Annotated in this window: 22 protein-coding genes; 13 read left to right on the top strand and 9 right to left on the bottom strand. The window is 39.6% G+C overall.

Annotated features, from left to right (window positions below):
- The first annotated feature begins 4 nt into the window (after positions 1–4).
- The gene (locus B2O97_RS15320) at positions 5–3,322 is read left to right on the top strand and encodes a DEAD/DEAH box helicase (RefSeq protein WP_070565968.1); all 3,318 of its coding nucleotides are present in this window, start codon (positions 5–7) and stop codon (positions 3,320–3,322) included.
- Between the two features lie 60 nt (positions 3,323–3,382).
- Here B2O97_RS15320 and B2O97_RS15315 read toward each other — a convergent pair whose 3' ends face one another.
- Together B2O97_RS15315 and B2O97_RS15310 are read right to left on the bottom strand one after the other, a co-directional pair.
- A complete protein-coding gene (locus B2O97_RS15315) occupies positions 3,383–3,859 on the bottom strand; it encodes a hypothetical protein (protein ID WP_115046859.1) in 477 nt (158 codons plus the stop codon).
- A gap of 110 nt (positions 3,860–3,969) precedes the next feature.
- A complete protein-coding gene (locus B2O97_RS15310; protein WP_139144989.1) occupies positions 3,970–4,452 on the bottom strand; it encodes a hypothetical protein in 483 nt (160 codons plus the stop codon).
- A gap of 130 nt (positions 4,453–4,582) precedes the next feature.
- Here B2O97_RS15310 and B2O97_RS15305 point away from each other — a divergent pair, with 130 nt between their 5' ends.
- The 3 genes from B2O97_RS15305 to B2O97_RS15295 are packed head-to-tail and all read left to right on the top strand — an operon-like array spanning position 4,583 to position 7,686.
- Positions 4,583–5,029 carry a MarR family winged helix-turn-helix transcriptional regulator gene (locus B2O97_RS15305; RefSeq protein WP_083295940.1) on the top strand — a complete coding sequence of 149 codons (447 nt, stop codon included), beginning with the start codon at positions 4,583–4,585 and terminating at the stop codon, positions 5,027–5,029.
- 48 nt (positions 5,030–5,077) lie between these two features.
- Entirely contained in the window at positions 5,078–6,139 is a 1,062-nt protein-coding gene (locus B2O97_RS15300; protein ID WP_083295941.1) for an HlyD family secretion protein, read from the top strand.
- 2 nt (positions 6,140–6,141) lie between these two features.
- Positions 6,142–7,686 (top strand): MFS transporter, encoded by a 1,545-nt coding sequence (locus B2O97_RS15295; protein WP_115046857.1) that lies wholly within the window; start codon positions 6,142–6,144, stop codon positions 7,684–7,686.
- Here B2O97_RS15295 and B2O97_RS15290 read toward each other — a convergent pair whose 3' ends face one another.
- Entirely contained in the window at positions 7,687–8,436 is a 750-nt protein-coding gene (locus B2O97_RS15290) for a class I SAM-dependent methyltransferase (protein WP_115046855.1), read from the bottom strand.
- 17 nt (positions 8,437–8,453) lie between these two features.
- The gene (gene radC, locus B2O97_RS15285) at positions 8,454–9,152 is read right to left on the bottom strand and encodes a RadC family protein (RefSeq protein ID WP_070565979.1); all 699 of its coding nucleotides are present in this window, start codon (positions 9,150–9,152) and stop codon (positions 8,454–8,456) included.
- A gap of 163 nt (positions 9,153–9,315) precedes the next feature.
- Between radC and B2O97_RS15280 the strand changes: the two genes are divergently transcribed.
- The gene (locus B2O97_RS15280) at positions 9,316–9,774 is read left to right on the top strand and encodes a peptidylprolyl isomerase (protein WP_046671802.1); all 459 of its coding nucleotides are present in this window, start codon (positions 9,316–9,318) and stop codon (positions 9,772–9,774) included.
- 26 nt (positions 9,775–9,800) lie between these two features.
- Complete coding sequence (locus B2O97_RS15275; RefSeq protein ID WP_070565981.1) at positions 9,801–10,205, top strand: DUF5606 domain-containing protein; 405 nt, start codon at positions 9,801–9,803, stop codon at positions 10,203–10,205.
- A gap of 100 nt (positions 10,206–10,305) precedes the next feature.
- On the opposite strand, the gene B2O97_RS15270 is transcribed toward B2O97_RS15275, so the two are convergent.
- The 5 genes from B2O97_RS15270 to guaB all read right to left on the bottom strand — a co-directional run bounded on the left by B2O97_RS15270 (position 10,306) and on the right by guaB (position 17,684).
- Entirely contained in the window at positions 10,306–11,238 is a 933-nt protein-coding gene (locus B2O97_RS15270) for a hypothetical protein (RefSeq protein WP_115046853.1), read from the bottom strand.
- A 128-nt stretch (positions 11,239–11,366) separates the two neighbouring features.
- The gene (murA, locus tag B2O97_RS15265) at positions 11,367–12,692 is read right to left on the bottom strand and encodes a UDP-N-acetylglucosamine 1-carboxyvinyltransferase (RefSeq protein ID WP_115046851.1); all 1,326 of its coding nucleotides are present in this window, start codon (positions 12,690–12,692) and stop codon (positions 11,367–11,369) included.
- 210 nt (positions 12,693–12,902) lie between these two features.
- Positions 12,903–13,733, bottom strand: coding sequence for a DUF4290 domain-containing protein (locus B2O97_RS15260; RefSeq protein WP_115046849.1), 831 nt, complete (start codon positions 13,731–13,733; stop codon positions 12,903–12,905).
- Between the two features lie 53 nt (positions 13,734–13,786).
- Positions 13,787–16,066 (bottom strand): ATP-dependent helicase, encoded by a 2,280-nt coding sequence (locus tag B2O97_RS15255; RefSeq protein ID WP_115046847.1) that lies wholly within the window; start codon positions 16,064–16,066, stop codon positions 13,787–13,789.
- Positions 16,067–16,208: 142 nt separating this feature from the next.
- Complete coding sequence (gene guaB / locus B2O97_RS15250) at positions 16,209–17,684, bottom strand: IMP dehydrogenase (RefSeq protein WP_075993975.1); 1,476 nt, start codon at positions 17,682–17,684, stop codon at positions 16,209–16,211.
- A 224-nt stretch (positions 17,685–17,908) separates the two neighbouring features.
- Here guaB and B2O97_RS15245 point away from each other — a divergent pair, with 224 nt between their 5' ends.
- The 7 genes from B2O97_RS15245 (at position 17,909) to B2O97_RS15215 (ending at position 26,582) form a co-directional block, all read left to right on the top strand.
- Positions 17,909–18,385, top strand: coding sequence for a hypothetical protein (locus B2O97_RS15245; RefSeq protein ID WP_286767646.1), 477 nt, complete (start codon positions 17,909–17,911; stop codon positions 18,383–18,385).
- A gap of 258 nt (positions 18,386–18,643) precedes the next feature.
- Positions 18,644–21,625 carry a protein translocase subunit SecDF gene (secDF, locus tag B2O97_RS15240; protein WP_286767645.1) on the top strand — a complete coding sequence of 994 codons (2,982 nt, stop codon included), beginning with the start codon at positions 18,644–18,646 and terminating at the stop codon, positions 21,623–21,625.
- 114 nt (positions 21,626–21,739) lie between these two features.
- Positions 21,740–22,177, top strand: coding sequence for a MarR family winged helix-turn-helix transcriptional regulator (locus B2O97_RS15235; protein WP_070565996.1), 438 nt, complete (start codon positions 21,740–21,742; stop codon positions 22,175–22,177).
- 2 nt (positions 22,178–22,179) lie between these two features.
- Positions 22,180–23,184, top strand: coding sequence for an NAD(P)/FAD-dependent oxidoreductase (locus B2O97_RS15230; RefSeq protein ID WP_115046841.1), 1,005 nt, complete (start codon positions 22,180–22,182; stop codon positions 23,182–23,184).
- A 2-nt stretch (positions 23,185–23,186) separates the two neighbouring features.
- A complete protein-coding gene (locus B2O97_RS15225; RefSeq protein WP_115046839.1) occupies positions 23,187–23,519 on the top strand; it encodes a 2Fe-2S iron-sulfur cluster-binding protein in 333 nt (110 codons plus the stop codon).
- Between the two features lie 253 nt (positions 23,520–23,772).
- Positions 23,773–25,083: an NAD(P)/FAD-dependent oxidoreductase gene (locus tag B2O97_RS15220; protein WP_070566001.1), complete on the top strand. Its 1,311-nt coding sequence runs from the start codon at positions 23,773–23,775 to the stop codon at positions 25,081–25,083.
- A gap of 473 nt (positions 25,084–25,556) precedes the next feature.
- Complete coding sequence (locus tag B2O97_RS15215) at positions 25,557–26,582, top strand: rod shape-determining protein (protein ID WP_046671815.1); 1,026 nt, start codon at positions 25,557–25,559, stop codon at positions 26,580–26,582.
- The last annotated feature ends 8 nt before the right edge of the window (positions 26,583–26,590 follow it).

Below are 26,590 nucleotides of genomic sequence, written 5' to 3'. Positions count from 1 at the left end.
CATCATGGAATTCCATCAGTATACATTGACCGATATCGATTTCACCAAGGTGAGCCGTTATTCTTATTTTCCTTGGATGGACCTGACACTGGCCCATTTTCAGGTCAATGCGATGGAAATGGAGGTCAATCAGGCAACTTTTCGGGTACTGGAGAATTATACCGATTTTGAAGTGATGATCATCCATACGTTGCCCACAACAGCCGTCTTTTGCAATTGTCCACAAACAGGATTCTGCCGTCATCAAAAGGCGGCTTTAGGTAAACTATTTACACAGGAGAATTGGCTGGCATTTTTTGATCACAACCGCTATCAGCATCTCCTCAAGAAGGTTGCGGCACAATATGGACTGGAAAAGGAATCGTCTTTAGAAAACTATTTTTCAGCCCAGATCAAAGCAGGGAAGCTTGAGTTTCTATTAAAAGACAAACAGCTAACCTCCATTGATGACTTTGATCTAGTGGAGGAATCTCTTATCCCAAAAAAGGTCAAGACGACGGCCGAACAGCAGCATTATTTTGTGGTGTTAACGCGCAACCGGTACTACAAAAATCTACAAATACTCCTGTGTCAAGCTCCAATGACGAAATCCGGCCTACCTAAAAATCCGATTTCCGCCAGTGAGAGCCAGTCCCGTATCTGGCAAAGCAGCTCGATTGAGGAAATGCAATTTTACACCGCTGTTTACCAATTTTCTCAAGCTGTACAACAGGATATCGAAATCAGCTCCAGTCTGAAGGCGGTTGCAAAAAATCCGTTACACCTCGATTTTTATCTGCATGACTATGAAAAATCCGACAATATAACAGCCTCCACCTTATCGCCGGTTCAATTTAACCTAAACAAAGGTGAAATTAAGCTCTTCATTACAAAAAAAGGTGCGTTTTATACCATTCAAGGAGAAATTCATATTCATACGATAGCCTACAATTTACAGGATTTAGTCGTTCTTTTGGACCATTTCATTCTCATCAAAAATCAGCTTTTTCTGATTGAAAATAGATTTCACCTCAAGTTGATCCGTTTGTTTGGCAACAAAGGTGAGCAATTGTTGATCCATCAGCGTAAGTTCGAAGAATTCAACAGGTTGTTTTTGGAACAGATAGCACATTCCGTGGAGTTAAATTTTAAAGATATTCCCAAAGCAAGCAAGCCACAGTTGAAGGAAAATCTGTATTATCAGGACATGCAGCCATTTTTGTTTCTGGAAGAATCGGAAGATTTTGTCAACCTTATTCCTGTCATGCGTTATGGTGAGGTCGAAATTCCTATTTTAAGTAAGCGGAATATATTTGGTACAGACAGCAAGGGTACACAATTTTTGGTCGATCGGAAACGTGAAGCTGAAACAAAAGTTATTTCCCTGTTACTGAAGCAGCATCCCTATTTTCAGGAGCAAATGGATGAAGGAAGCTTTCAGCATTTTTATTTGCATCGCAAATACTTTCTGGACAGTAACTGGTTTCTGGATGCTTTTGAGGAGTGGCAACATCAGGGTATACAGATCATCGGATTTAATACGTTACGTGGAAATAAATTAAGCCGTTTTAAGGGAAAAATACATGTGGAGGTCCTCAGTGGACAAAATTGGTTCAACGCCAATATACAGGTCAAATTTGGCCCCAAAAGTGTCTCCCTAAAAAAACTTGAAAAGGCAGTACGGAACCGCTCGCAATTCATCACCTTGGATGACGGCACCCAGGGCATTTTACCGCAACAGTGGCTCGATAAATTTGAAGCCTATTTTAATGCAGCAGAATCGATAGCTGATGATTTCATTGAAATTCCAAAATACAAATTCAATGAAATCGATCAACTATTTGATCAGGCGGAGCTAGACCCCATCGTGTTGGCGGAGCTCAGCACGTTGAGAAAGCAGCTCGCTAATTTTTCTTCGCTATCCGAGGTCCAGCTACCTCCAACTTTTGTCGGAAACTTACGCCCTTATCAGCAACAAGGACTACAATGGCTGCATTTCTTGGATGGGCTTAACTTTGGCGGCTGTCTTGCCGATGACATGGGACTTGGCAAAACGATCCAAATATTAGCCTTTCTGGCTACTCAAAAAGCAAAGGGACAATCTGCACCAACATTACTTGTACTTCCCACGACCTTAATTTTTAATTGGCGGCATGAAATCCAGCAATTCCTTCCATCTTTCCAGACGTTGGTTTTAGATGGTCCAAATAGAATGGAAAAAGGGATGCAGTTTGAACAATATGACCTTGTTTTAATTTCTTATCACAACCTGCTGACGGATATCAATATGCTGAAAAAAATAACCTTCAATTATGTCATATTGGACGAATCGCAGCAAATCAAAAACCCGGATTCCCAGCGATACAAAACGGTAAATTTATTAAAATCAAGAAATCGCATTATTTTAACAGGAACTCCTATCGAGAATAATACGATGGATCTTTATGCCCAGCTTTCCTTTATTGTGCCGGGGCTACTAGGAAGCAAAAAATATTTCAAAGATGTCTATACGACTCCTATTGATGCTTTCCATGACCGCAAGAGAAAAAAAATGCTGAAAGAGAAAATAAAGCCTTTCATTCTCCGTAGAACAAAACAGGATGTATTACGTGATCTTCCTGCAAAAAATGAACTGATCCTTTACTGTGAGATGAAAACCGCCCAACGGCGAATTTATGATCTTTATGAAAAAGAGTTTCGGGATTTTATCTCAGCCAAAGATGGCGATGAAATCAAGAAAAGCCCCATGCATGTCCTAAAAGGTCTAACAAAATTGCGTCAGATATGTAATTCAAGCAAACTTCTCCAAAACGAAGATCTGACTACCGCTGCGGACTCTGCCAAAATCGAAATGCTTATCGAGCAGATTCAGCATAAAAAAGACCAGCACAAAATGATCGTGTTTTCACAGTTTGTCAGTATGCTCAACCTGATTAAAGAGGCTTTGGATAAACAGGGGATTCGCGCGTTGATGCTCACGGGCCAGTCCAAAAATCGAGGTAAATTGGTTAGTGACTTTCAATCCGACAAGGATATCCCCGTTTTTCTGGTTAGTCTAAAAGCCGGTGGTACCGGACTTAATCTTACCGCAGCCGATGTAGTGTACCTGGTAGACCCCTGGTGGAATCCTGCTGTTGAACAACAGGCGATCGACAGGATCTATCGCATGGGGCAACAAAAGACGGTTACCGCTGTTCGATTAATCAGCCCTAACACGGTCGAAGATAAAATTCAGACCTTACAGCAAAATAAAAAGGAAATTAGCAACAGTATTCTGGATGAGGGCGGAAGTTTAGATGCCTTTTATCTCGACAAAAGCTATTTAATGAATTTGCTACGCTAAACTATTGAAATCAAAAAAGGGGACATCGATCGATGTCCCTTTTTTGTTTTCAGCTGCTCTTTATTTTTTGTCAGAAATGTACGTTTTGTTACCATTTCCGTTGATATAATATTTGCCACCTTTTGGACCGAGATATATTGTATGGCCGTTGTATTTTTCACTTGTTGCTTTATCAGTTGTTGCTACGGCATCCTTTTTAACAGCAGTGGCTTGTTTTTCAGCTTTAGCACTTTCTTTTTTCACGGCTTTTTCCTTCGCTTCCATTGGTGCTGCTGGCGCTGTTTTTGTATCAGCCATCTTTTTCGTCTGCGTTGACTTTTCCTTGACCGCAACTTCCTTCTTCGCTGTAGCTTTCACCGGCGCTGCCTTCGTTTTCGTTTCGGCCTCGTTGGCTTTAGTCTTTACTTTTTGTTCAGACTTTTTGGCTTCTTTTTCCATTTTTTTAGGAGCCGTTTGTGCATAGGATTGTCCCAATCCGACTGCAGCGATCAAAGCTAATGCAGCTGTGATTTTTTTGAAACGATTTATTGCTTTCATAACCCAATTGTTATTTAAATAATTGTAAATAAAAGCACAATACAAATGCCATATTTCGATTTAATTACCTGAAAAAATATTTTTTACAAATTTTTAACTTAGCCAAGGAATTATTCGACAACTTGTTTTCTAAATTTCGAATCAATTATATATTTTATCCCCTTTGCATCTATAAATACGGGCTTTCCATGGTAGTGCTCATTGCTCCTTCGATCAATGGCAACACGATACCGGGTGGGTGAACTAGTGGAGCTGTAGGTTATATTTCCAACCGATTCTCCAGGGCTCACGATTACTTCCGAACCTTCATATACGCGCTCACTCACCCTGCCCGTAAAACGCTGTTTTCCCGTTGACGTTTTTATTTTCTCCTGTTGCTCGGGCTCCTTATCAATCGGCGCGTCCAAGGTCATCACATCGACCTGTGGGCTTAAAGGGAAGAATGGATCTACCCACTGATATACAAAATGATAATCGGTTTCCAAGTTATTAAAAGCGTGCATTTGCTGCGCCCTTACAACACTTATCCCACCTCCTAAAATCAGCAGTGGCAGTAGGCAACGTCTAAAGAAGATTAATTCAACTCTTAACATATCTTTTTTTCCTTTCGTTTAGGTGCTCCCAAATAAAATGCCATCTCTCTCTAAAGCATCCATCTTTAACACATTTTTAACTAAAGCAATTTAGTTTGATATTTAACTATTTTATATTTAACTTTGTACTATGAAAAACGAATCCATGAATCCAGTAAAACCCTTAGTGGATAGTATCATTGCTTTGCGAACGAGCTTAAAACAATACTATATCCAGAAAATAAAGGAACAGCAATTGGATATCACCTATGAAATGTTGCAAGTATTGGCAGCACTGTGGAAAAAGGAGCAAATGAATCAGCAAGATATAGCCACAGCAATACAGAAGAACAAAGCAAGTGTCACTCCGCTGATCGATAATCTTTGTAAACGGGATCTGGTTAGACGCGTCAGCGATCCCAATGACAGGCGAAATAATTTAATCGAATTAACGGTAAAGGGAAACGAATATAGGACATTATTAGACCCTGTCCAACAAGACCTCTACCGTGTGATCCTGCAGGAGATATCAGAAAAAAAAGTATTGGAAATTACAGAAACTCTCGAAAAATTGACCGCAATTATTGATAAGCAATAGTATCGGGAGCCTTGATTTTCAGAAAAAAAGAAGATAAATAATTGAGTCATGAGCAATTCAACATTAAGTGAGAAAGAAATAAAACGAAGGCGGAAGATATGGATCATCAACATCCTATCTGCAGTCGTCATTGTGTTTACCATTATCTGGGGTATCTTAGTCTTTTTCCACATCAACGAATCTGTTTATACAGATGATGCCCAGGTAGATGCCCATATTACCCCTATAAATTCGCGTATCAGCGGTTATATCAAAGCAATTCGATTTGATGAGCATCAAAAAGTTCACAAAGGCGATACACTCGTCATTATTGATGATGCGGAGTACAGAATTTTATTACAAAATGCACAAGCCACTCTTGCCGATGCCAAAGCAAGTAAAACTATATCGCAATCTGGAATTGCCATTGCCAGCAATAGTACTGCGATAGCAAATGCCAATATCGATGAGATGAGAGCCCGGCTAGATAATATGGAATTGAATTATAGGCGTTACGAGAGTCTGGTGAAAGATGAAGCAGTAGCGCAATATCAATTCGATCAGGTAAAAGCAGATTATGAGGCCATGTTAGCCAAATATAAGGCACTTTTGGCGCAAGAGCGTGTATCGAAACTTAACACACATGAGTCTGAACAGAAGCTGTCGGTCAATGATGCCTCATTACTAAAGGCCGAATCTGCGATTGATCTAGCCAAGTTAAACCTTTCGTATACGGTTATCACGGCACCGTACGACGGTGTATTGGGACGGCGGACGATTGAAGAGGGTCAATTGGTGCAAAACGGTACGCCATTGGTCAATATTGTACGTGATGAGCAGAAATGGATTACCGCAAATTATACCGAAAGTCAACTAAAAAATATTGCCCTCGGGGCAAAAGTCAACATTGAAATTGATGCATTGGCCGGGAAGACATTTGAAGGTGAAGTAGCCGCCATATCCGAAGCAACAGGATCTAAGTATTCTGCTGTTCCGGTTGACAATTCTACGGGGAACTTTGTTAAGGTACAACAGCGCATTCCGGTTAGAATTAATTTTACAGCATCCAATACCCCAAAAGATCTCGCCATGCTTCGCGTAGGTATGAATGCTATCATACGTATTAAATAATCATGAAAGATCGTATATTCAGAGATTGGTTGAGTTCAGGTTGGGAATTGTTGTTTCTGTTTGTACTCAATATTTTATTTTCGTTCAATAATGGAATCCCAACATCCATTAACACGTATGTCATGAATGGATACGCCGGTATCACTGCAGATCTGAGTATGGCTACATATTGTTATTATGCAGGAATGGTATGTGCCATACCACTGGTATTTAGGTTGTTGAAATTATTTTCCAAAAAGACGATATTAATTGTATCTATCTTCATTATCCTCGCTTCCAATGCGGTTTTGGAACATGCTAATAATGGTGTTAACATCTGTATGGCCACATTTTTTATCGGGAGTGCCAAGATTATTGTCACGATGGCTATCATTGGGGAAATGATCCCTTTTCTCATGCCACGTGGAGAACGGTATCAATTATATGCAGTCTACTACCCCATGACAATGATCATTCCTGCCTTGGCAAGTTATGTATCTGTTCTATTTGCAACACGTTTCTATTGGGAAACTGTCTTTTTATTTCAAAATATACTACTTGCAGTAGCGTTGTTAATCTGCATCATCTTTATGAAATCGTCAGATTTTAAAAAGGTACCGCTGTATCAATATGACTGGTTTGGAAGTATTTTACTTTGTATTTCATTATTGAATTTTGCCTATTTCAGCACATATGGTCTGACACAAAATTGGTTTCATTCCAGGTTTATTTTGGTCACCGGAATCGCATCGCTCTGTTTTTTTATACTTTTTATAAATAGAAGTGTACTAATCCGAAAATCACTCTTAAATTTTGAAGCCTTTTCAACACGGATTCTGCCTATCTCCATTGGAACAATTTTTATTTTCGGCATTTTTTATAGCTCGACCTCGCTGTACTCCTCCCTTTTGGGAATTACGCTTGGTACAAACCCCTTGGAAGTCGCCGAAATAAATACCTATGTAATTCCTGGTTATATGATCGGCGCAGTAATCGCTTATATATATTTCAAAATAACAAAGAAATGCAAGTTCATTTTGGCATTCTCCGCAGCGTGTTATGCCCTATCTTGCTTTTTCTTTGCAAGGATTATTGACCAACATACAAACTCGGCTTTGTTCTATCTCCCTTTGACATTAAGAGGAATGGGCGTGATCACTTCCTACATTGGAATAGGCGTATATATGGCCGGCAATATTCCCAGTAAATATTACCTCTCTGGCTTAGTATTTTTGATTCTTACACGTTCATTTTTGGTGCCTGTAGTCTGGTCAAACATCATTGCCAATTGGTATTACCACCTACAGATCCTTAATGCCAATAATCTTGCTGGTATAATCGATCGAACAAATAGCTTGGTGCTACAAAGAGGAAATATAATGAAATCGGTCCAAGTCCAAGCCTCGCTACTATCCATACGCGACGCCTACTCCGGGCTATTTATTATCGGGGTAATCCTAACGTTATTCATCTTAATCTTCCCTTTTCATTCTTCGCCTATACGAAGAGTTTTCGACTGGAAGAGAAAAAATGCAACGAAAGAAGCTTTGCAAATTCCTATTTCTTAGTTAACTGTTATAAATTTCAGTAATATACTTGAATACGATACGCTCAGCGATTGCGTACTTATCGAAAAGTGTACGGAGATCGTCATAGAGCGTTTTGTTTTCAGCCTGCTCTTTTGGAAAATAGGATGATGAACGTACTCTTCCCAAGAACGACCGAAGATCCAATATCTGTTGGTTTGGCAAGGTTATTTTGATCATTGGACGTGGTGAAAAAAATTGTTTGAGATCATCGTCACTGATATTTTTGTGACTGACAGATTGATAGCTTGGTATATGGCTGAGCAGAAAATCTTCGTATTCCTGTTGAAAAGCGTCGTCCGGATCACGCTGGTTCCAAACCAACACAATATGTCCATTTTCGGTGAGGATGCGGGCGAACTCCCTTTTACATGCATCCCGATCAAACCAATGAAACGATTGACCCGCAAAAATAAGATCGACACAGCCAGACTCAATGGATGTACTTTCGCCGGTGGCATTCAGCGCGATTAAATTCCGATAGGTTTTAAAATGATGCAATAAAGATTCACGCATTTTCCGATTGGGTTCAACAGCAAAAACGTCATTTCCATTTTCGAGAAAAAGTTGCGTAGATAGCCCAGTGCCACTACCAATATCGGCAACCAACCATTTTTTATCCAGCCCTATCTGTTCTTTAAGTACTTGAATAATCTCTTTTGGATAACAAGGTCTAAATTTCTCGTAATCGACAACCCGGTCTGTGAATCTATCAATACTGTTTTTGTTCATACTAAGAATTACTGTAACTAGTCGATTATACCTTCGTCTTTAAAACTATAATAGCCGTTATCGGTAAAGATTAAATGATCGGCAACTCTAATATCCATAATTTTAGAGGCTTCAACAATTTTTTGCGTCAGAATTTTGTCAGCATTGCTGGGATACAAGGTGCCCGATGGGTGGTTATGAACTAAAATAATGGCATGTGCTTTAAGGCTGAGTGCGGAGCGTAAAATTATCCGGACATCGACCGGCGTAAAATCATTACCACCACGGCCGATGAGCTGTTTGTCCAATATTTTATACCCCGTATTCAAATACAGAGTCCAAAACTCTTCATGAGGCAGATCCTGCAGGATGGGTTTCATCAAGTTGTAAACGAAGCGGCTGCTATTTACCAGCTTTCGTTCTTCTGCAGGCAGGTCGTTTTTGCGGCGGGCGAGCTCCAATGCCGCAATAATGGCGATGGCTTTTGCTTCACCTATCCCTTTATATAGGCTCAGTTCCGAGACCTCCATCATCGAAAGGGTGTGCAGGTTATTTTTGACATCAGCCAATATGCGTCGACATAATTCGACAGCACTTTCATTTTTGGAACCAGAGCCGATCAGGATAGCCAATAATTCGGCATCTGTAAGCGCCCTACGCCCCTGGCTCAATAGCTTCTCTCTCGGGCGGTCGGCCTCTGCCCACTCCCGAATGACTAGTTTGTACGGATTTGACATCTAAAGTTAATTATAATTGGCTAGCGTACATAAATATACAAAAAATAGCTAATTAATATCCTGAGAAATACACAATCTATCAATTAAAAAAAATTGGCAATCGCGATTTACTTCACATTTCACTCTGAAACGTTATCTTTGTATTTCATAAAAATTTTTGAATATGAGTAAAGCGATTATTAAAACAGAAAAAGGCGACATGACTGTGGAGTTCTACACAGCTGATGCTCCAAATACAGTAGCCAATTTTATCAAACTTGCTAAATCAGGATATTATGATGGATTAGCGTTTCACCGTGTGATCCCTGATTTCGTTATCCAAGGTGGATGTCCAAATTCACGTGAAGGTGCTGCTGGAATCCCTGGAACAGGTGGACCTGGTTATAAAATTGACTGTGAACTAACAGGCGAAAACCAATACCACGATAGAGGTGTATTGTCTATGGCTCATGCAGGTCGTAATACAGGTGGTTCGCAATTTTTCATCTGTCATAGCCGTAACAACACTGCGCACTTAGATCGTAACCATACTTGTTTTGGAAAAGTAATCGAAAACGTAGACATCGTTGACGATATCAGACAAGGTGACCGTATTTTATCAATTGAAGTTATCGAAGATTAATTCTTGGAGATTTAAATAATATTAAAATGAATTTAAGAGCATTAGTATCCGTAACTGGTAAACCAGGATTGTTCAAATTGGTTGGACAAAATAAAGGTGGTTTTATTCTAGAAACCCTTGATCAAGCAAAAATTAAAACTGTAGTAAGTTTATCTTCTACAAAAATGGCGACTTTGGAAGATATCACAATCTATGGTGAAGAAGAAGAAATTCGTCTATTGAATATTTTTGAAACAATCAAAGAGAAAGGCATCGCTCTACCAGATACAAAATCTGATGGCGCTACTTTAAGAAATTTCTTCCGTGAAGTAGCTCCTGGCCATGATGAATCACGTGTTTATTCTTCGGATATTAAAAAGGTTATCACATGGTATAACATTATCAAGGAATTCCCTTTATTTGAAGAAGAAGCACCAGCTCCTTTAATGTAAACTTTTACATATAGCCCAAATAAAAAAGGAGTTGATCAAATGATCAACTCCTTTTTTATGGTGTTTTCTTTTCAATGATGTTTCCTTGATGTGTTGTTTCCTAATGAAACACTACATAAAGTACATTTTTTTCGATGTTCTTTTGATCCTTGGCCCCATCAAGCTTAACATGTGCTTTTGTTACCTCAAATTCTTTGGGTTCAAATTTCTTTTCGACAACGGCAGTGGTCGTAAAGCGCAAAAGGGAATTTTCATCCGCATTGAGATAGGCATCAATTTCAAGTATGCCTTCGTTTTCGTCAAACACATAAGGATGCAACACATTGATTCCTTTCGGAATACGTGGACTTTTCCAGACAACAAATTTAGGGAGCGTCTTATCGCTTGCATCAATTTTATTGTAAATAGCCTGCTGACAGGTAATTCCGGCAATTACTTTTGTTTTTCCGGTCTTATCGATCATATACTCTTTGGGATTTATGCGTATCTGCACTTTCGCCAATCCATTAAGTCTCCCTTCAGGATAGTTCAGCCCTACATGGATAGCCTCATTTTCGCTATTTGCTAGAAAAACCTCGCCTAAGCCTTTGTTATAATTCACATAATTTTCCAGGCGGTAAGTCAGGCCTTCAGCATTCGATTTTGCTTGCTGTTGATCAAATTTAATTTCCATCTTGCGTAAAGGAACAAGCATCAGCTCCATGCGCTGCAGGGGATTTTCAATTTCAAAGCTATCTTTCTTTATCTGTTCCGCCTGAGGTAGTGCGGATATCGCTTTCCACAATGCAGCAGGTGAACTATCATTGGTCAGATTCATCAACTTGATCAGTTCAGCAAAAGGCATATTAGGAAAAGTAACTTTTTGTACGATTACCGCAGCATTGATCCGTTTAGAAGAGCGGATATCCGTTGTTGTATTTGATTCTTCATGTAGCTTAACCTCTTTAGGTGTAGAGGATTGACAATTGTGAAAAAGAAGCACTATGCCTAATAATGGGAAAACTAAGGCGTACTTTTTTAGATATTTTTTCATATCTATAGCTGTTTAAATGTAGTATAGACAAATTTACCTTATTTGACGCAGATATCACAAAAAAAGCCCCAGAATTTATATCCGGAGCTTCTTTTATCTTACACTAGCACATAGGCTATTCGCTTTAATTAATGACCTTTTGGTTCGGCATCGATACGTTTAATATCTGCTCCTAATTTACGCAAGCGTTCTTCGATATCTTGATAGCCACGTTCAATCTGTTCGATATTGTGGATCACAGATTTTCCTTTAGCAGATAGGGCTGCAATCAATAAAGAAACCCCGGCACGAATATCTGGCGAAGTCATCTCAATACCTCTCAGATGATGTGATTTATTCAGTCCAATAACGGTTGCGCGGTGCGGATCGCACAAGATAATCTGAGCCCCCATATCGATCAATTTGTCCACGAAGAACAAACGGCTCTCGAACATTTTTTGGTGGATCAATACGTTTCCTTTTGCCTGAGTCGCCACAACAAGTACGATACTTAATAAATCGGGCGTAAAACCTGGCCAAGGTGCATCTGAAATCGTCAGGATAGATCCATCGATAAATGTATCGATTTCATACGATTCTTGCGCTGGAATAAAAATATCATCACCGCGTAATTCAAACTTGATGCCTAAGCGCGAAAATACAGATGGAATAACACCCAGTTCTTCAAAACAGACATCTTTAATGGTGATTTCTGAACCTGTCATTGCTGCAAGGCCGATGAAAGAACCTATTTCAATCATATCAGGCAACATGCGGTGTGAAGTTCCCCCCAGACGCTCTTCGCCTTCGATGGTCAACAAATTAGATCCAATACCGGATATTTTAGCCCCCATGCGATTCAACATCTTACATAGTTGTTGTAAATAAGGCTCACAAGCAGCGTTGTATATCGTTGTTGTCCCTTTTGCCAATACAGCAGCCATCACGATATTTGCCGTACCCGTTACAGAAGCTTCGTCCAAAAGGATATAACTTCCTTTTAACTCCGTTGCATCAACGTTAAAAAAATGGGTAGTCGCATCGTACACAAACTTAGCACCCAATTTTTCAAAACCCAAAAAGTGGGTATCTAATCGTCTACGTCCGATTTTATCACCCCCCGGTTTCGGAATAGCGGCTTTTCCGAATCGAGCCAACAAAGGACCGACAATCATGATAGAGCCACGCAACCCACCGCCTTTTTCTTTAAATTCGGGTGACTGGAAATAGTCTATATTTATATCTTTAGCTTCAAAAACGTATGTGTCCTTATCTATGCGATCAATTTTAACACCTAAAGCAGCCAATAGATCGATCAACTTATTGACATCCTTAATATCTGGGATATTACTGATGGTCATAGGTTCTTCTGTCAGTAAAACTGCAGAAAGGATCTGTAAGGCCTCATTTTTTGCTCCTTGAGGAATAATCTCTCCCTTTAACGGTTTTCCACCGATTATTTCAAATGCGTTCATTTATATATAAGTGATATCTTCTTAGTGTCATACCCCTGTTCTTGTATTTGTCTCGGGATATTTAGCCTTCCGCCCAACATACCGGGATCGGAGACCAAAGAACCTTGTTTTTTTATAAAACAGCGCGATTCTTAAAAAAAGAAGGCAATTGTAAAGAAATCTGTTAATCACTTCGCAATTGCCTGCTTCTTTAAACAAAATCTTTAAGAACTAGCCTCGTTTATTATTATAATTACCCTGCGGCTTTCTGTTTCTGTTATTGTTGTTATTGTTGTCCCTACCGTAGCTGTTGTTATTGTTATCCCTACTGTAGCTGTTGTTATTGCTTCCGTAGTTATTGCGCTTCGTATTATTGTTGTTGTTACTTGTCATACGAGGCTTGCCTCCACCTTTCGACTGGTGACCGGAATTATTATTATTGTTATTGTTATTATTTCCGCCTGAGTTACTGTTAGCCGGACCTTTAACGCGATTTCCCGGAGGCGGAGTTTTAAAGTCAAGTTTGGTCAATACGGTACCTTCCGGTAAGGTCAATTGATAACCTGACAATTCTTTGAGATCCTGGATGATCAACTCGTCCGAAACAGAATCCTTATTCCAGGTCAGGTAGGCCATTTTCATAAAATTGGCGATACCGATAACCATCTGCTCTCTTTTAGCCTCGTCATTAGCCAATAAAGCCTTTTCAATCATTTTCTCTACGGTAAAACCATAGTGCTTGAATCTAATGGAATGCTGCGGATAGCCCAAATGCTCAATTTCGTGTTTCACACTTTTCGCTGTAGCAATTGGATAAGGAGAGTCAATATCCAATTTAAAATCAGAGATAATCTGTAGGTGATCCCACAGTTTATGTTTAAAATCAGACACGTCTCTCAAATGTGGGTTCAATACCCCCATCATATCGATTACAATCTGCGCATGTTTATTTCTTTCTTCCTTTGTGGGTAAAGTACAGATGTAATCTACCATATTTTGCACATTGCGACCATATTCTGCAAGGATCAATTTTGGTCTAGTGCTGTTGTAGTCAAAGTTCATATAGCTAATATAAGTACCTAATTAAACGATCAAGATGCCGTTTTGGTATTTTATTATTGAATTATTCTAAGTTTTGCAAATTTAAGCAACAATTGTTTCTGTCCCAACTCTTTAAAGAAAATAGTTGCTTTTATATCTCCTTTGTTTCCTTCGAGATTAACAACTTTCCCAAATCCAAAACGTTCATGTTCAACTTCCATGCCGACTTGAAGATTTGATGTATCTGAAGGAGCAAAACCCGCAGTAGGTTTGTGGGCTTTCGGTAGTATTGATGTCGTTTTAACCATCGGCTTAGGCTTAGGTTTAGAAAACGTATCATCACTATCCTTTTTTTGCCATGCAATTCGTTCGCCTTGAAAACTTCCGGCTGAGGCAGAAGTTTGTCGTGGTTTAAAATCCAATGCAAGACATGCCGGATTCAATTCATCCAAGAAGCGACTGGGTTCGCAGTTATTCAGCGTTCCCCAACGATATCGCGAAGTAGCATACGAAAGTAGTAATTTTTTTTCAGCTCTCGTAACAGCGACATAAAAAAGTCTTCGTTCCTCTTCCAATTCCGACCTGGAATTCAACGACAACTGGGAAGGAAACAGGTTTTCTTCTAAGCCTACAATGAAAACAATCGGAAATTCCAATCCTTTGGAAGAGTGGATGGTCATCAATGATACAGTATCAGCATTTGGATCTTTATCATTATCGTCGTTTGTCAACAGGGCGATATCCTGCATATAGACATCAAGTCCACGCTCTTCGATATCTTCCCGTTCCGAAAATTCCTTGATACCATTGAGGAGTTCCTGGATATTTTCGTAACGCGCCAGCCCCTCTACCGATTTGTCTTCATACAATTCTTTCAGAATACCACAGTGCTGCGCAATATGCATTGCCGTATCAAATGCGTTATTGTTTTTGGCAAGAGCCTGAAAACTCTGTATCATCTGTGCAAAACCACCGACAGAAGTTGCACTACGTCCGTCTAGAAACTGGGCTGCATTTGCAACAACATCCCATATACGGTATTGATTCTGATCTGCAGCGATCATGATCTTCTCTATCGTCGTATCCCCGATCCCTCTACGTGGATAATTGATAACACGCTTTAGTGCTTCCTCATCATTTGGGTTGAAGGTAAGTCTGAAATACGCGATCAGATCTTTAATTTCTTTCCGTTGATAGAAAGAAGTACCACCGTATATTTTATAGGGAATATTAATTTTGCGTAAGGCCTCCTCCATTGCCCTGGATTGGGCGTTGGTACGATACAAAATAGCAAAATCTTTATAATTAAGTCCTTTTAACGATTTCTCTTCAATGATCTGGTCAGCAACGATCTTACCTTCCTCATTGTCAGAGAAAGCACGTGAAACCTTGATCTTTTCGCCCTCTTCATTATCCGAGAAAACATTTTTTTCCAATTGATTCTGATTATTCGCAATCACCGAATTGGCCGCATTCACGATCATCTTAGTCGATCGATAATTCTGCTCCAGTTTAAAGATCTTCACATCAGGATAATCCTTTTGGAAATTCAGGATATTCTGAATATTTGCACCACGAAATGCATAGATCGACTGTGCATCATCACCAACCACGCAGATATTTTCGTTGACTGCTGCCAGGCGTTTGACAATAAGGTATTGGGAGAAGTTGGTATCCTGGTACTCATCGACCATCAGATAGCGAAATTGATGCTGATATTTATGCAATACCTCTGGATGCTTGTTTAACAAGACATTTGTTTTAAACAAGAGGTCATCAAAATCCATTGCTCCAGCACGGTAACAGCGTTGTGCATAGGTCATATAAATCTGCCCCAATTGACCACGACCATTGGAAATATCTTCGGCCAGTATGGCTTCATTCTTATTATATTCCTGCGGTGAGATCAAGTTGTTTTTTGCCTGTGAGATACGTCCATACACATGATTGACATTATACAGCTTATCATCGAGATTCATTTCCTTTAAAATGGCACGCAACAAACTTTTGGTATCGTCCGTATCGTAGATGGTAAAGTTTCTGGGATAACCGATCAATTCTGCTTCGACACGGAGTATCTTTGCGAATACCGAGTGGAATGTTCCCATCCAAATATTTTTCGCTTCGCTTCCAACAACAGAAACGATACGTGCGCGCATCTCTTTGGCAGCCTTGTTGGTAAATGTTAATACCAAGATATTGAATGGATCAACACCTTTTCGAATCAAGTGTGCTACACGATAGGTAATTACCCGTGTTTTTCCTGAACCAGCTCCCGCAACAATCATCACAGGACCTTCTGTTTGCTCTACGGCTCCTCGTTGTGAAGGGTTTAAACCCGCTAAATAATCCAAATTAACTCCTTAAATTTTAAAACCTGAGAATAGGGTATAAAAGTACAAATTTCCTATTGATCACTGGGGCTATCTTGCTAATATTTTTACACAAAAAAACCGATAATCAAGATTATCGGTTTTTATATCATCCAAGCAACATCTAGCCTCTGCTGTTATAATTTGGTGCTTCCTTCGTAATGGAAATATTATGTGGATGGGACTCTCTCAACCCTGCTCCTGTAATACGGACAAATTGTGCTTCCTGTAATTTTTCAATTGTTGCAGCACCACAGTATCCCATAGAAGCGCGTAATCCGCCAATATATTGATAAACGACCTCAGCCAATGTACCTTTGTAAGGAACACGCCCAACGATACCTTCAGGAACCAATTTTTTGATATCATCTTCTACGTCTTGGAAATAACGATCTTTAGATCCTTTTTCCATGGCTTCGATTGAGCCCATACCGCGGTAAGATTTAAACTTACGTCCCTCATAGATAATTGTTTCACCCGGAGCTTCTTCCACACCAGCGAATAAAGAGCCAGCCATAATTGTGCTTGCTCCGGCTGCAATTGCTTTTGCAATATCACCGGTTTGTTTGATACCACCATCTGCGATCAATGGCACGCCAGTTCCTTTAAGTGCTTTGGCAACTTCATATACAGCATAAAGCTGAGGAACACCAACACCAGCAATAATACGGGTTGTACAAATTGAGCCCGGTCCGATACCTACTTTTACGGCATCTGCACCTGCTTCAGCCAAAGCTGTTGCTGCTGCACCGGTCGCAATATTTCCAACGATTACCTGTAGCTCAGGAAACTGCGATTTCACCAATTTCAACTTATCGATTACACCTTTAGAATGCCCGTGTGCCGTATCGATTGTAACCACATCCACACCTGCTTTCACCAAAGCCTCAACGCGGTCAAGGGTATCTGGTGTAACACCTACAGCCGCACCAACCAATAAACGGCCATGGCTATCTTTGGCAGCATTGGGATAATGTTTATATTTTTGGATATCTTTAAAGGTAATCAAGCCTTTCAAAATACCTTCTTCATTAACTACAGGAAGTTTTTCGATTTTTTCGTTCTGAAGAATTTCTTCCGCTTTCACCAAGTCCGTTCCTTCGGGAGCAACAACAAGATTTTCCTTGGTCATCAATTCGTTGATTGGACGGCTCATATCTTTTTGGAAACGAAGATCACGATTCGTTACAATACCAACCAATTGGCCTTTTTCGTTCACAACAGGAATTCCTCCGATTTTGTGCTCCTTCATAATATTGAAGGCATCACCCACAGTTGCTGTTGCCAATAACGTTACTGGATCCTGAATCATACCGCTCTCCGAACGTTTTACTTTGCGTACTTCAGCAGCTTGTTCTGCGATCGTCATGTTCTTGTGTAACATACCAATACCGCCAGCTTGTGCAATCGCAATCGCCAAATCAGCACCGGTTACCGTATCCATTGCTGCAGAAACCAATGGAATATTTAATTTGATTTTTTTTGTTAGCGAAGTGCTCGTATCAACGTCACGGGGTAAAATTTCAGAATAAGCTGGAATTAATAAGACGTCGTCGTAAGTGAGACCTTCTGCTACGAATTTTTGTGGATCTAATTGCATGGCAAATATGTATTGGGTTTTCTATTTGCCAGGCAAATTTAAGAAAAATAAGCAATAATAAAAAATAAAAGATACAAATTACAATCGGAAGACAAATTAGAAACGTTATGAATTAAGCACTCAGTTCGGGTACGTCCCAGAATTTATCATTTTTTGGCAGGCTATTTGCTTTTGGTAACACGAAAAGTTATTTTAATTAATGAAAATATAAAGATAAGATAATTATGAAAAAGACATTACTCTCATTAGCTGCCGTCGCAGCATTAGCATTTGGCGCACAAGAAGCGAAAGCTCAATCTCCACAACGCGCTGCAATTGGTGTTGTATTTGACGGTACTAAACACGCTGATCTTTGGGGTATTCAATATAAACAATCGATCGGTGGAGCGAACAATGGTCAAGCACAGGTGATGTTTGACGATCACGTGGTTGCTGTAGGTGCAGACTGGCAACACGCTAGACCTTTCCGCGGAGCTGCTGGATTAGGCTGGTATGCAGGTATCGGTGCACAGGCTACTTTCTTCGATAATGGTGACAACTATACAGCAATAAGCTTAAGACCACAATTAGGTCTTGAATTTAAAATTCCTTCAGCACCTATTGGATTTCATGCTGACTGGAAACCAGACTGGCAATTAAATCACGGAAGTGATTTCCATGCATCAACATTCTCATTCGGTATCAAATATACATTGAGATAATATAAGCAACTAAACAATGTAAAAAGGTCCTTCTCATCTTGAGTAGGACCTTTTTTTATAAATAAAATCAATTAATATTTCTTTTTTTCTTCAATTCTCCTATTTTTATGCCGTTGACCTAATTGGCATAAATAAAACTTTTCATTCTACAAAAATTTTATACCTTTGCCATTCTTGGTAAAATGTGATTAAACGAGAACTAATTATCAATTACATAAACAGTATTTAACATTAAAATTAATACAATTATAACAGACGATGCAAGGTAAAGGGCTGATTAAACTTTTAGTGATAGTGGTGTCATTAGCGTGTCTATACTCCCTATCATTTACTTGGGTGACCCGCAATGTGGAGCGAGATGCTGAGAATTTTGCCAAAGGAGACTTGGCAAAAGAGAAAAGCTACCTCGACTCAATGGCCGGTGAAGTAGTGTACAATTTAGGTTTTGCAAAATACACCTATCGGGAAGCCAAAGCAAATGAACTCGCTTTGGGATTGGATTTGAAAGGTGGTATGAACGTGACCATGGAAATCTCATTGGACGAATTGATCCGCAATTTGGCGAATAATCCAAAAGATGAGAAATTCAACAAAGCGTTGGAGCAAGCAGTAGCAAAAAGCAAAACGAGTGCAAAAACAGTCGTTGCTTTATTTATGGAAGAGTACAAATCCATCGGTGCTACAACTCCGCTTTCGACATTCTTTTCAACAAAAGATAACGCTGCTCTAATTAAACCTGGTGATTCAGACTCCAAAGTTGAATCATTCCTTCAAAAAGAAGCAGACAATGCCATCCAAAATTCATACAAAGTACTTCGTACACGTATCGATAAATTTGGCGTTGCATCGCCAAACATTCAAATTCAACAAGGTACAAACCGTATTTTGATCGAATTACCTGGTGTGAAAGATGAAAGCCGTGTTCGCAATCTATTACAAGGTTCGGCTAAATTGGAATTCTACGAAACATATACAAACCAGGAAGTTTATCCAATACTGGAAAATATTGATAAAACTTTAGCATCAACGTTAAAAGCTGCTCCAGCTGCTACGACAAATGCTGCAGCAGATACAAGCAAAAAATCAGATGATTTATTGTCTAATCTAACCGGTGGTAAAAAAGATGCTAAGAAAGACAGTGCTGCTGTAAATCTAGGTCAGAAAAACCCATTATTTGAAGTATTACGTCCAGCTGTTTATATTGGCGAGAACCAACAAATGGCACTTATGCCAGGTTCAATGGTCGGTATTGCTTCATTAAAAGATACGGCAAAAGTAAATGCTTACTTGCAACGTCCTGAGGTGAAATCAATCCTTCCTGGAAACTTAAAGCTTTTATGGTCTGTTAAACCTGAGCAAAAAACACCTGAGCAACTATCATTATACGCCATTAAAGGGTCTGGACAGGACAACGGTGCTGTATTGACGGGTGATGTGATCACTGACGCAACAGCAAACTTTGATGAGAAAAATCAACCTGTGGTTGGTATGCAAATGAACAGTGAAGGTGCTCATCAATGGAAGAAAATTACAGCAAAAGCAGCTCAAAACAGAGATGCGATTGCTATCGTTCTTGATAATGTAGTTTATTCTGCTCCTTCTGTAAACGGTGAAATTCCAAATGGTAGCTCATCAATCTCTGGATCCTTTACGGTAGAAGATACCAAAGATTTGGCGAACGTATTGAAGGCAGGTCGTCTTCCTACAACGGCTAAAATCGTTGAAGAAGCTGTTGTGGGTCCTACTTTGGGTCAGGCTGCCATCGATGCCGGTGTAAATTCTGCTGTTATCGGTATTATCGTGGTAATGATCTTTATGATCGCTTACTACAATACGGCGGGTATCGTAGCAAACATCGCGGTATTGTTAAACGTATTTATCATTATGGGGGTATTGGCATCCTTAAATGCTGTACTGACCCTACCTGGTATTGCCGGTATCGTATTGACAATGGGTACTGCTGTCGATGCAAACGTTTTGATTTATGAACGTATCCGTGAAGAACTGGGCTTAGGAAAATCGATCCGTCAGGCTGTTGCTGATGGTTACAAACATGCTTTACCGTCCATCCTGGATTCGCAGATCACAACCTTCTTAATTGGTATTATCCTATTTTTATTTGGTAGTGGTCCGATCTTAGGTTTCGCAACAACGTTAATGGTGGGTATTATTACTTCATTGTTTACTGCGATCTTAGTTACACGTGTTATCTTTGAATGGATGTTGGCGAAAGATTTCAAAATCAAAGTCTCTTTCCCTTGGTCTGCAAACACGTTGCATAACGCAAACTTCAAATTCGTGCAGAAACGTAAAATCTTTTACGCGATTTCAATCGTTGCTGTATTAATTTCTGCTGCATCAATTTTCACAAAAGGATTCAGTTTAGGTGTGGATTTCCAAGGTGGACGTACTTATACCGTTCGTTATGATAAACCTGTGGACTTAGAAGCTGTACGTACAAACTTGGACGAGATCTTCAAGAAAACAACAGAGGTAAAAGTATTCGGTGCAGCCAATCAATTGCGCATTACAACAACTTACCATATTGAAGAAACTTCGGACACTGCTGATAAAGAAGTATTGGACAAATTAAACCAAGGTCTATCGAAAGTAGATGCTTCCAATAAACATGAGATTCTTTCGTCTCAAAAAGTTGGACCAAGTATCGCTACCGATATCAAATCTAGAGCAACCAGCTCAGCAATTTTCTCCATCATCATTGTTGCAGCTTACATCTTGATCCGTTTCCATAAATGGGAATATTCAGTTGGAGCAGCTATTGCAACAATTCACGATGCGATCATTTTATTGGGATTATTCTCTATCTTGGATGGTATCGTTCCATTCTCACTTGATATTGACCAACACTTTGTAGCAGCGATATTAACTGTAATTGCTTACTCGGTGAATGATACAGTTGTTGTATTTGACCGTTTACGTGAATTCGTATCGAAACCAAATGCACATAATGAAGATCTTGGCGATGTCGTAAACCATGCGATCAACTCGACATTAAGTAGAACAATTATCACATCATTGACAATCGTGTTTGTTCTTGCTGTATTGTTTATCTTTGGTGGTGAAGTTATCCGTGGATTCTCATTCGCGATCTTAGTCGGTGTTATCGTAGGTACATATTCATCTATTATCTTAGCTGCACCTTCAGTATATGACTTACGTAAAGGAAAGCATTTGGCAGAAGGTAATACTGCTAAAAAAGCTGAAGTCGTAAGACCATAATAGCTGATATTGATAAAATAAAAAAGGGCGTTCGAATGAACGCCCTTTTTTATTGCATTCAAATTACTTGTCACACTAAATATTTTAAATATATTTGTTGTACTAAATATTTGTATGCTAAACGAAAAATTTGACCGCTACTCTTTCATCTTGGACCAAACAGCCAAGAAAGTAAAACAGTTCGCCCAATCTTCTTTTGCCGAGAAAGGATTTGATATTACTGTAGACCAATGGACCATTTTAAAGGCATTGTATGAAACAGATCAACTTTCACAAAAAGAACTGGCAAAGCGATGCGGAAAAGACCAGCCCACACTGACACGGATCGTAGATATCCTCCTTAAAAAAAATCTAGCTGAGCGGATCACTGACGAAACGGACCGTCGGAGTCTATACCTCCATTTGACAGAAGAGGGAAAATTAAAAGTAGCATCGCTTACGCCAATTGTTACGGAGATTCGCATGAAGGCCTGGGAAAATCTAGCGGACGAAGATTTCGAAGCTTTCACAAGGATTTTGAATACAATATATAACAATTTAAATATAGAATAGCTATGATAAATACGGATATCTGTATCATCGGAGCAGGACCTGTTGGCCTATTCGCAGTTTTTGAAGCTGGGCTTTTAAAAATGCGCTGCCATTTGATTGATGTGTTACCCCAAGTGGGCGGTCAACTTTCGGAGATTTACCCCCATAAGCCTATCTACGACATTCCTGGTTATCCAAGTATCACTGCGCAGGAGTTGATCGATAAACAGCTTGAACAGATTAAACCCTTTGACCCCACATTCACCTTAGGCGAGCGTGTGGAACATATAACAAAACAGGACGACGGTTCTTTTATTGTAGAAACCAATGATCATACGATGGTTCATACACAGGTCATTGTCATCGCTGGGGGCTTAGGTTGCTTTGAACCACGCAAGCCCGAAATTCCGAATCTTCATCTCTTTGAAGGAAAAGGCGTAGATTATATGGTAAAAGACCCAGCCAAGTACCGGGATAAAAAAATCGTCATTGCCGGTGGCGGTGATTCCGCGCTCGATTGGACCTTCCATCTCGCAGATATTGCGCAACAGGTCACTTTAATCCACCGAAGTGACTCCTTCAGAGGCGCTCCGGACTCGGCTGAAAAGGTTTTCAAATTGGCCCAACAAGGTAAGATCAACTTATTATTGTCCCACAATCTGACCAATATTCATGGCAATGACTACTTGTCCCATGTTGAAACAATCAATAAAGAAAAAGAAGTCATCGCAACAGATGCAGACTATTTCATTCCCTTATATGGTCTTACGCCGAAGCTTGGTCCAATCGCAGATTGGGGATTAAATATCGATAAAAATGCGATAGAGGTCAATACGCTTGATTACTCAACCAATATCGAGCGGATCTATGCTATTGGAGACATCAACACCTATCCAGGCAAACTGAAACTCATTCTCTGCGGGTACCATGAGGCTGCCCTGATGTGTCAGAGTGCTTTTAAATTTGTCTACCCAGATCAAAAATTGACATTCAAATACACCACTGTAAACGGTATAAATACATTCTAGCCATGGACGATAATTTAATTCAAGTCACTGTTATTGATCGTGATGGGACCGAAAATACGCTGGAAGTTCCTACCGATATCAACCTATCACTCATGGAGATTTTAAAGGCATCCGAATATGAAATTCTGGCCACTTGTGGAGGTATGGCGCTGTGCGCCACCTGTCATGTCGAAGTTGTCGAAGGCCTGGATACGCTTCCTTCAGCGAGTGATCAGGAGCTCGACATGCTGGACACGCTTCCGGATGCCGATGATCAAAGCCGTCTTGCCTGTCAGCTTTATCTGCACAATAACAACAACGGTATGAAAATCAAGATAAAAGGCGCGCTACAATAGTGTCATCATTGTGTATTTTATACACAATGATGACACTATACATCTTTTTTTTTCAAAGGGTACAATGTACACTATAAAGAGCTAAAAATCAAACAACTACAAAACATATTATTGAAAGAATTAGCCTCTTTACAATAAAATTCACAACATATCAGCATAATAAATAAATATTTTTTAGCTTTTTGAGCCAAAATTTAAGATATTTGCAGCTTAATTCGATTGTACCGAATTTTTACAACAAACTATTAAAAATATGCCAAGCAATAGTTCAAATAGAAAATTCCCAAGAGTAATCATTATTGGTGCTGGATTTGGAGGAATTGAAGTTGCTAAAAAGCTTAAAAATAAGGAAGTTGAAGTTCTGTTGCTGGACAGAAATAACTTTCATACTTTTCAACCATTGATGTACCAAGTTGCCACGGGTACTCTTTCAGCGGACTCCATCTCCTTCCCTGTTCGCAAAATGTTCAAAGGCCAAGACAACTTTCATTTTAGACTTGCTGACGTAAAAAGTGTAGACAATGAGGCTAAGATTGTAAGAACAGATGTTGGTGATTTTGACTACGATTATTTAATTGTTGCGACAGGTGCTACCACGAACTTCTTCGGAAATCAGCAAATCACGAAATATGCTTTGCCGATGAAAAATATACAAGAAGCATTAAATATTCGAAGCTATGTTTTACAGAACCTCGAAGAAGCAGTACGAATAGAAAACCCTGCTGATCGTAAAGCTAATTTGAACTTTGTTATTGTTGGGGGTGGTCCAACAGGTGTAGAACTTTCGGGAGCAATCGCAGAAATTAAAAACAATGTTCTTGAGAAAGATTATCCAGAATTGAAAAAATCTGAGATGTCGGTTTACCTGGTTGAAGGACTTCCAAAAGTATTGGCCAACTTATCTGAAAAATCTTCTAAAGATTCAGAAAAGTACCTCAAAGATTTGGGTGTAGAAGTATTATTGAATGTTCAGGTAACTGGATATGATGGCAATTCAATTACTTTCGCCGATGGCAGAAGCATTGAAACAAAAACTGTTATCTGGGGAGCAGGTGTAGCTGGGCAGTATCCGAATGGTTTCAAAAAGGAGATTATCCAACGTGGTAACCGTATACAGACAGATGATCAATGCCGTGTTATTGATATGCCAGGGGTCTATGCTATTGGTGATGTTTCGGCATTTATCACAGATGATCTTCCTCGTGGCTTACCTGGTGTTGCACCGGTAGCGCAACAGCAGGGAGCATATGTTGCCAAACACATTCTTCAAACAATGTCCAATCAACCAACTGAGAAATTCAACTATTTCGACAAAGGGTCCATGGCTACGGTAGGTCGTAATAAAGCTGTCGTTGACATGGGAAAAATCCATTTCAATGGATTCTTTGGCTGGATGACCTGGATGTTTGTCCACTTGATGTCCATCTATGGATTCAGAAATAAATTGATCACATTCGTAAACTGGTCGATCAAATTTTTCACCAAAAACAGTGGTGTGCGTTTGATCTTCCACAAATATGATGAGCCAACTCCAGAGGAAAAACAAGCAGAAACTGCCCACTAACTTCCTATTGGAGTCTAAATAAACATATTTCAGTAGCCCGACAGCGGCATTATCCCAAACGATAATGCCGCTGTTTCTTTTATCTTTATTAACCTTCTGAAGCTGTTCTCTTCGCCATATTAACCTACTGAATAGGCTTCTAAAACGTTGTGACGGCTTCGCTTATCAGCTCTTCATAGCATTTGAGTCTTTAGCTAGTTTTCAAAACCACCTTTTCACTTTTGGATTCTTGCTCCTTGTGCTCCATGATTTAAAAAACACCCACTTATTTCTTAATTTAACACGGCGTCTGATTAAAAATAACTTCAGCCGGGACGTAAGAATTACAGATTATATTCGTTAAATTTAAAGACAGTTTTTTCCAGATAGAATTTACTTTCAGAATGTAGTTTTTTTTGATGTATAACCTCAAAAAGATTAATTTTTTTTGTGTAGGTTTGCATATTATTTTAAAATAGCTTAAGGATTAGCAGATGGGCTTATTTAATTGGTTTACGCAAGAAGTTGCGATTGACTTGGGTACTGCAAATACCCTAATAATTCATAATGACAAAGTAGTAGTGGATGAACCTTCTATTGTTGCATTTGACCGCACCACAAACAAAGTGATCGCCATTGGTCGCCAGGCCATGCAAATGGAGGGTAAAACACACGACAATATAAAGACAGTACGTCCTTTACGTGATGGAGTAATCGCTGATTTTACGGCAGCTGAGCACCTGATCAGAGGTATGGTAAAATTGGTAAACAATGGTAAGAGCTGGTTTTTTCCTTCCCTACGTATGGTTGTTTGTATTCCTTCCGGTATTACGGAAGTAGAGAAAAGAGCTGTCCGCGATTCAGCAGAAATTGCGGGTGCCAAAGAAGTCTATTTAATTCACGAACCCATGGCTGCTGCTGTAGGAATCGGAATTGACGTGGAAGAACCAATGGGTAATATGATTATCGATATCGGTGGTGGTACCACTGAAATTGCTGTCATCGCTTTATCGGGTATTGTATGTGACCAATCTATTCGTGTTGCTGGTGATAACTTCGATTCTGACATCGTTCAATACATCAGAAGACAACATAACATCATGATCGGTGAACGTACGGCTGAAAAAATCAAAATTGAAGTCGGTGCTGCTCTACCAGAGTTGCAGGAACCACCGGCGGATTTCGCTGTTCAAGGCCGTGATTTGATGACAGGTGTTCCTAAGCAAATTACTGTTTCTTACACCGAAATAGCGCATTGTCTAGATAAGTCCATATCAAAAATTGAAGAGGCGATCTTAAAAGCACTTGAAATTACCCCACCAGAATTATCTGCGGATATTTATCAAACAGGTATCTATCTTACCGGTGGTGGTGCATTATTGCGCGGTTTGGACCGCCGTATACAAGCGAAAACTAAACTTCCAGTACATATTGCCGAAGATCCGTTACGTGCTGTCGTAAGAGGGACTGGTATTGCACTTAAAAATATTGGACGATTTAAATTCTTGATGCAATCATAACGTTCGAT

Origin of the sequence: Sphingobacterium sp. UBA865 (genome assembly GCF_002295765.1) — a bacterium.
Classification (GTDB): domain Bacteria; phylum Bacteroidota; class Bacteroidia; order Sphingobacteriales; family Sphingobacteriaceae; genus Sphingobacterium; species Sphingobacterium multivorum.
The sequence above is the reverse complement of the archived record's forward strand: the minus strand, read 5'-3'. Positions and strand labels throughout refer to the sequence as shown.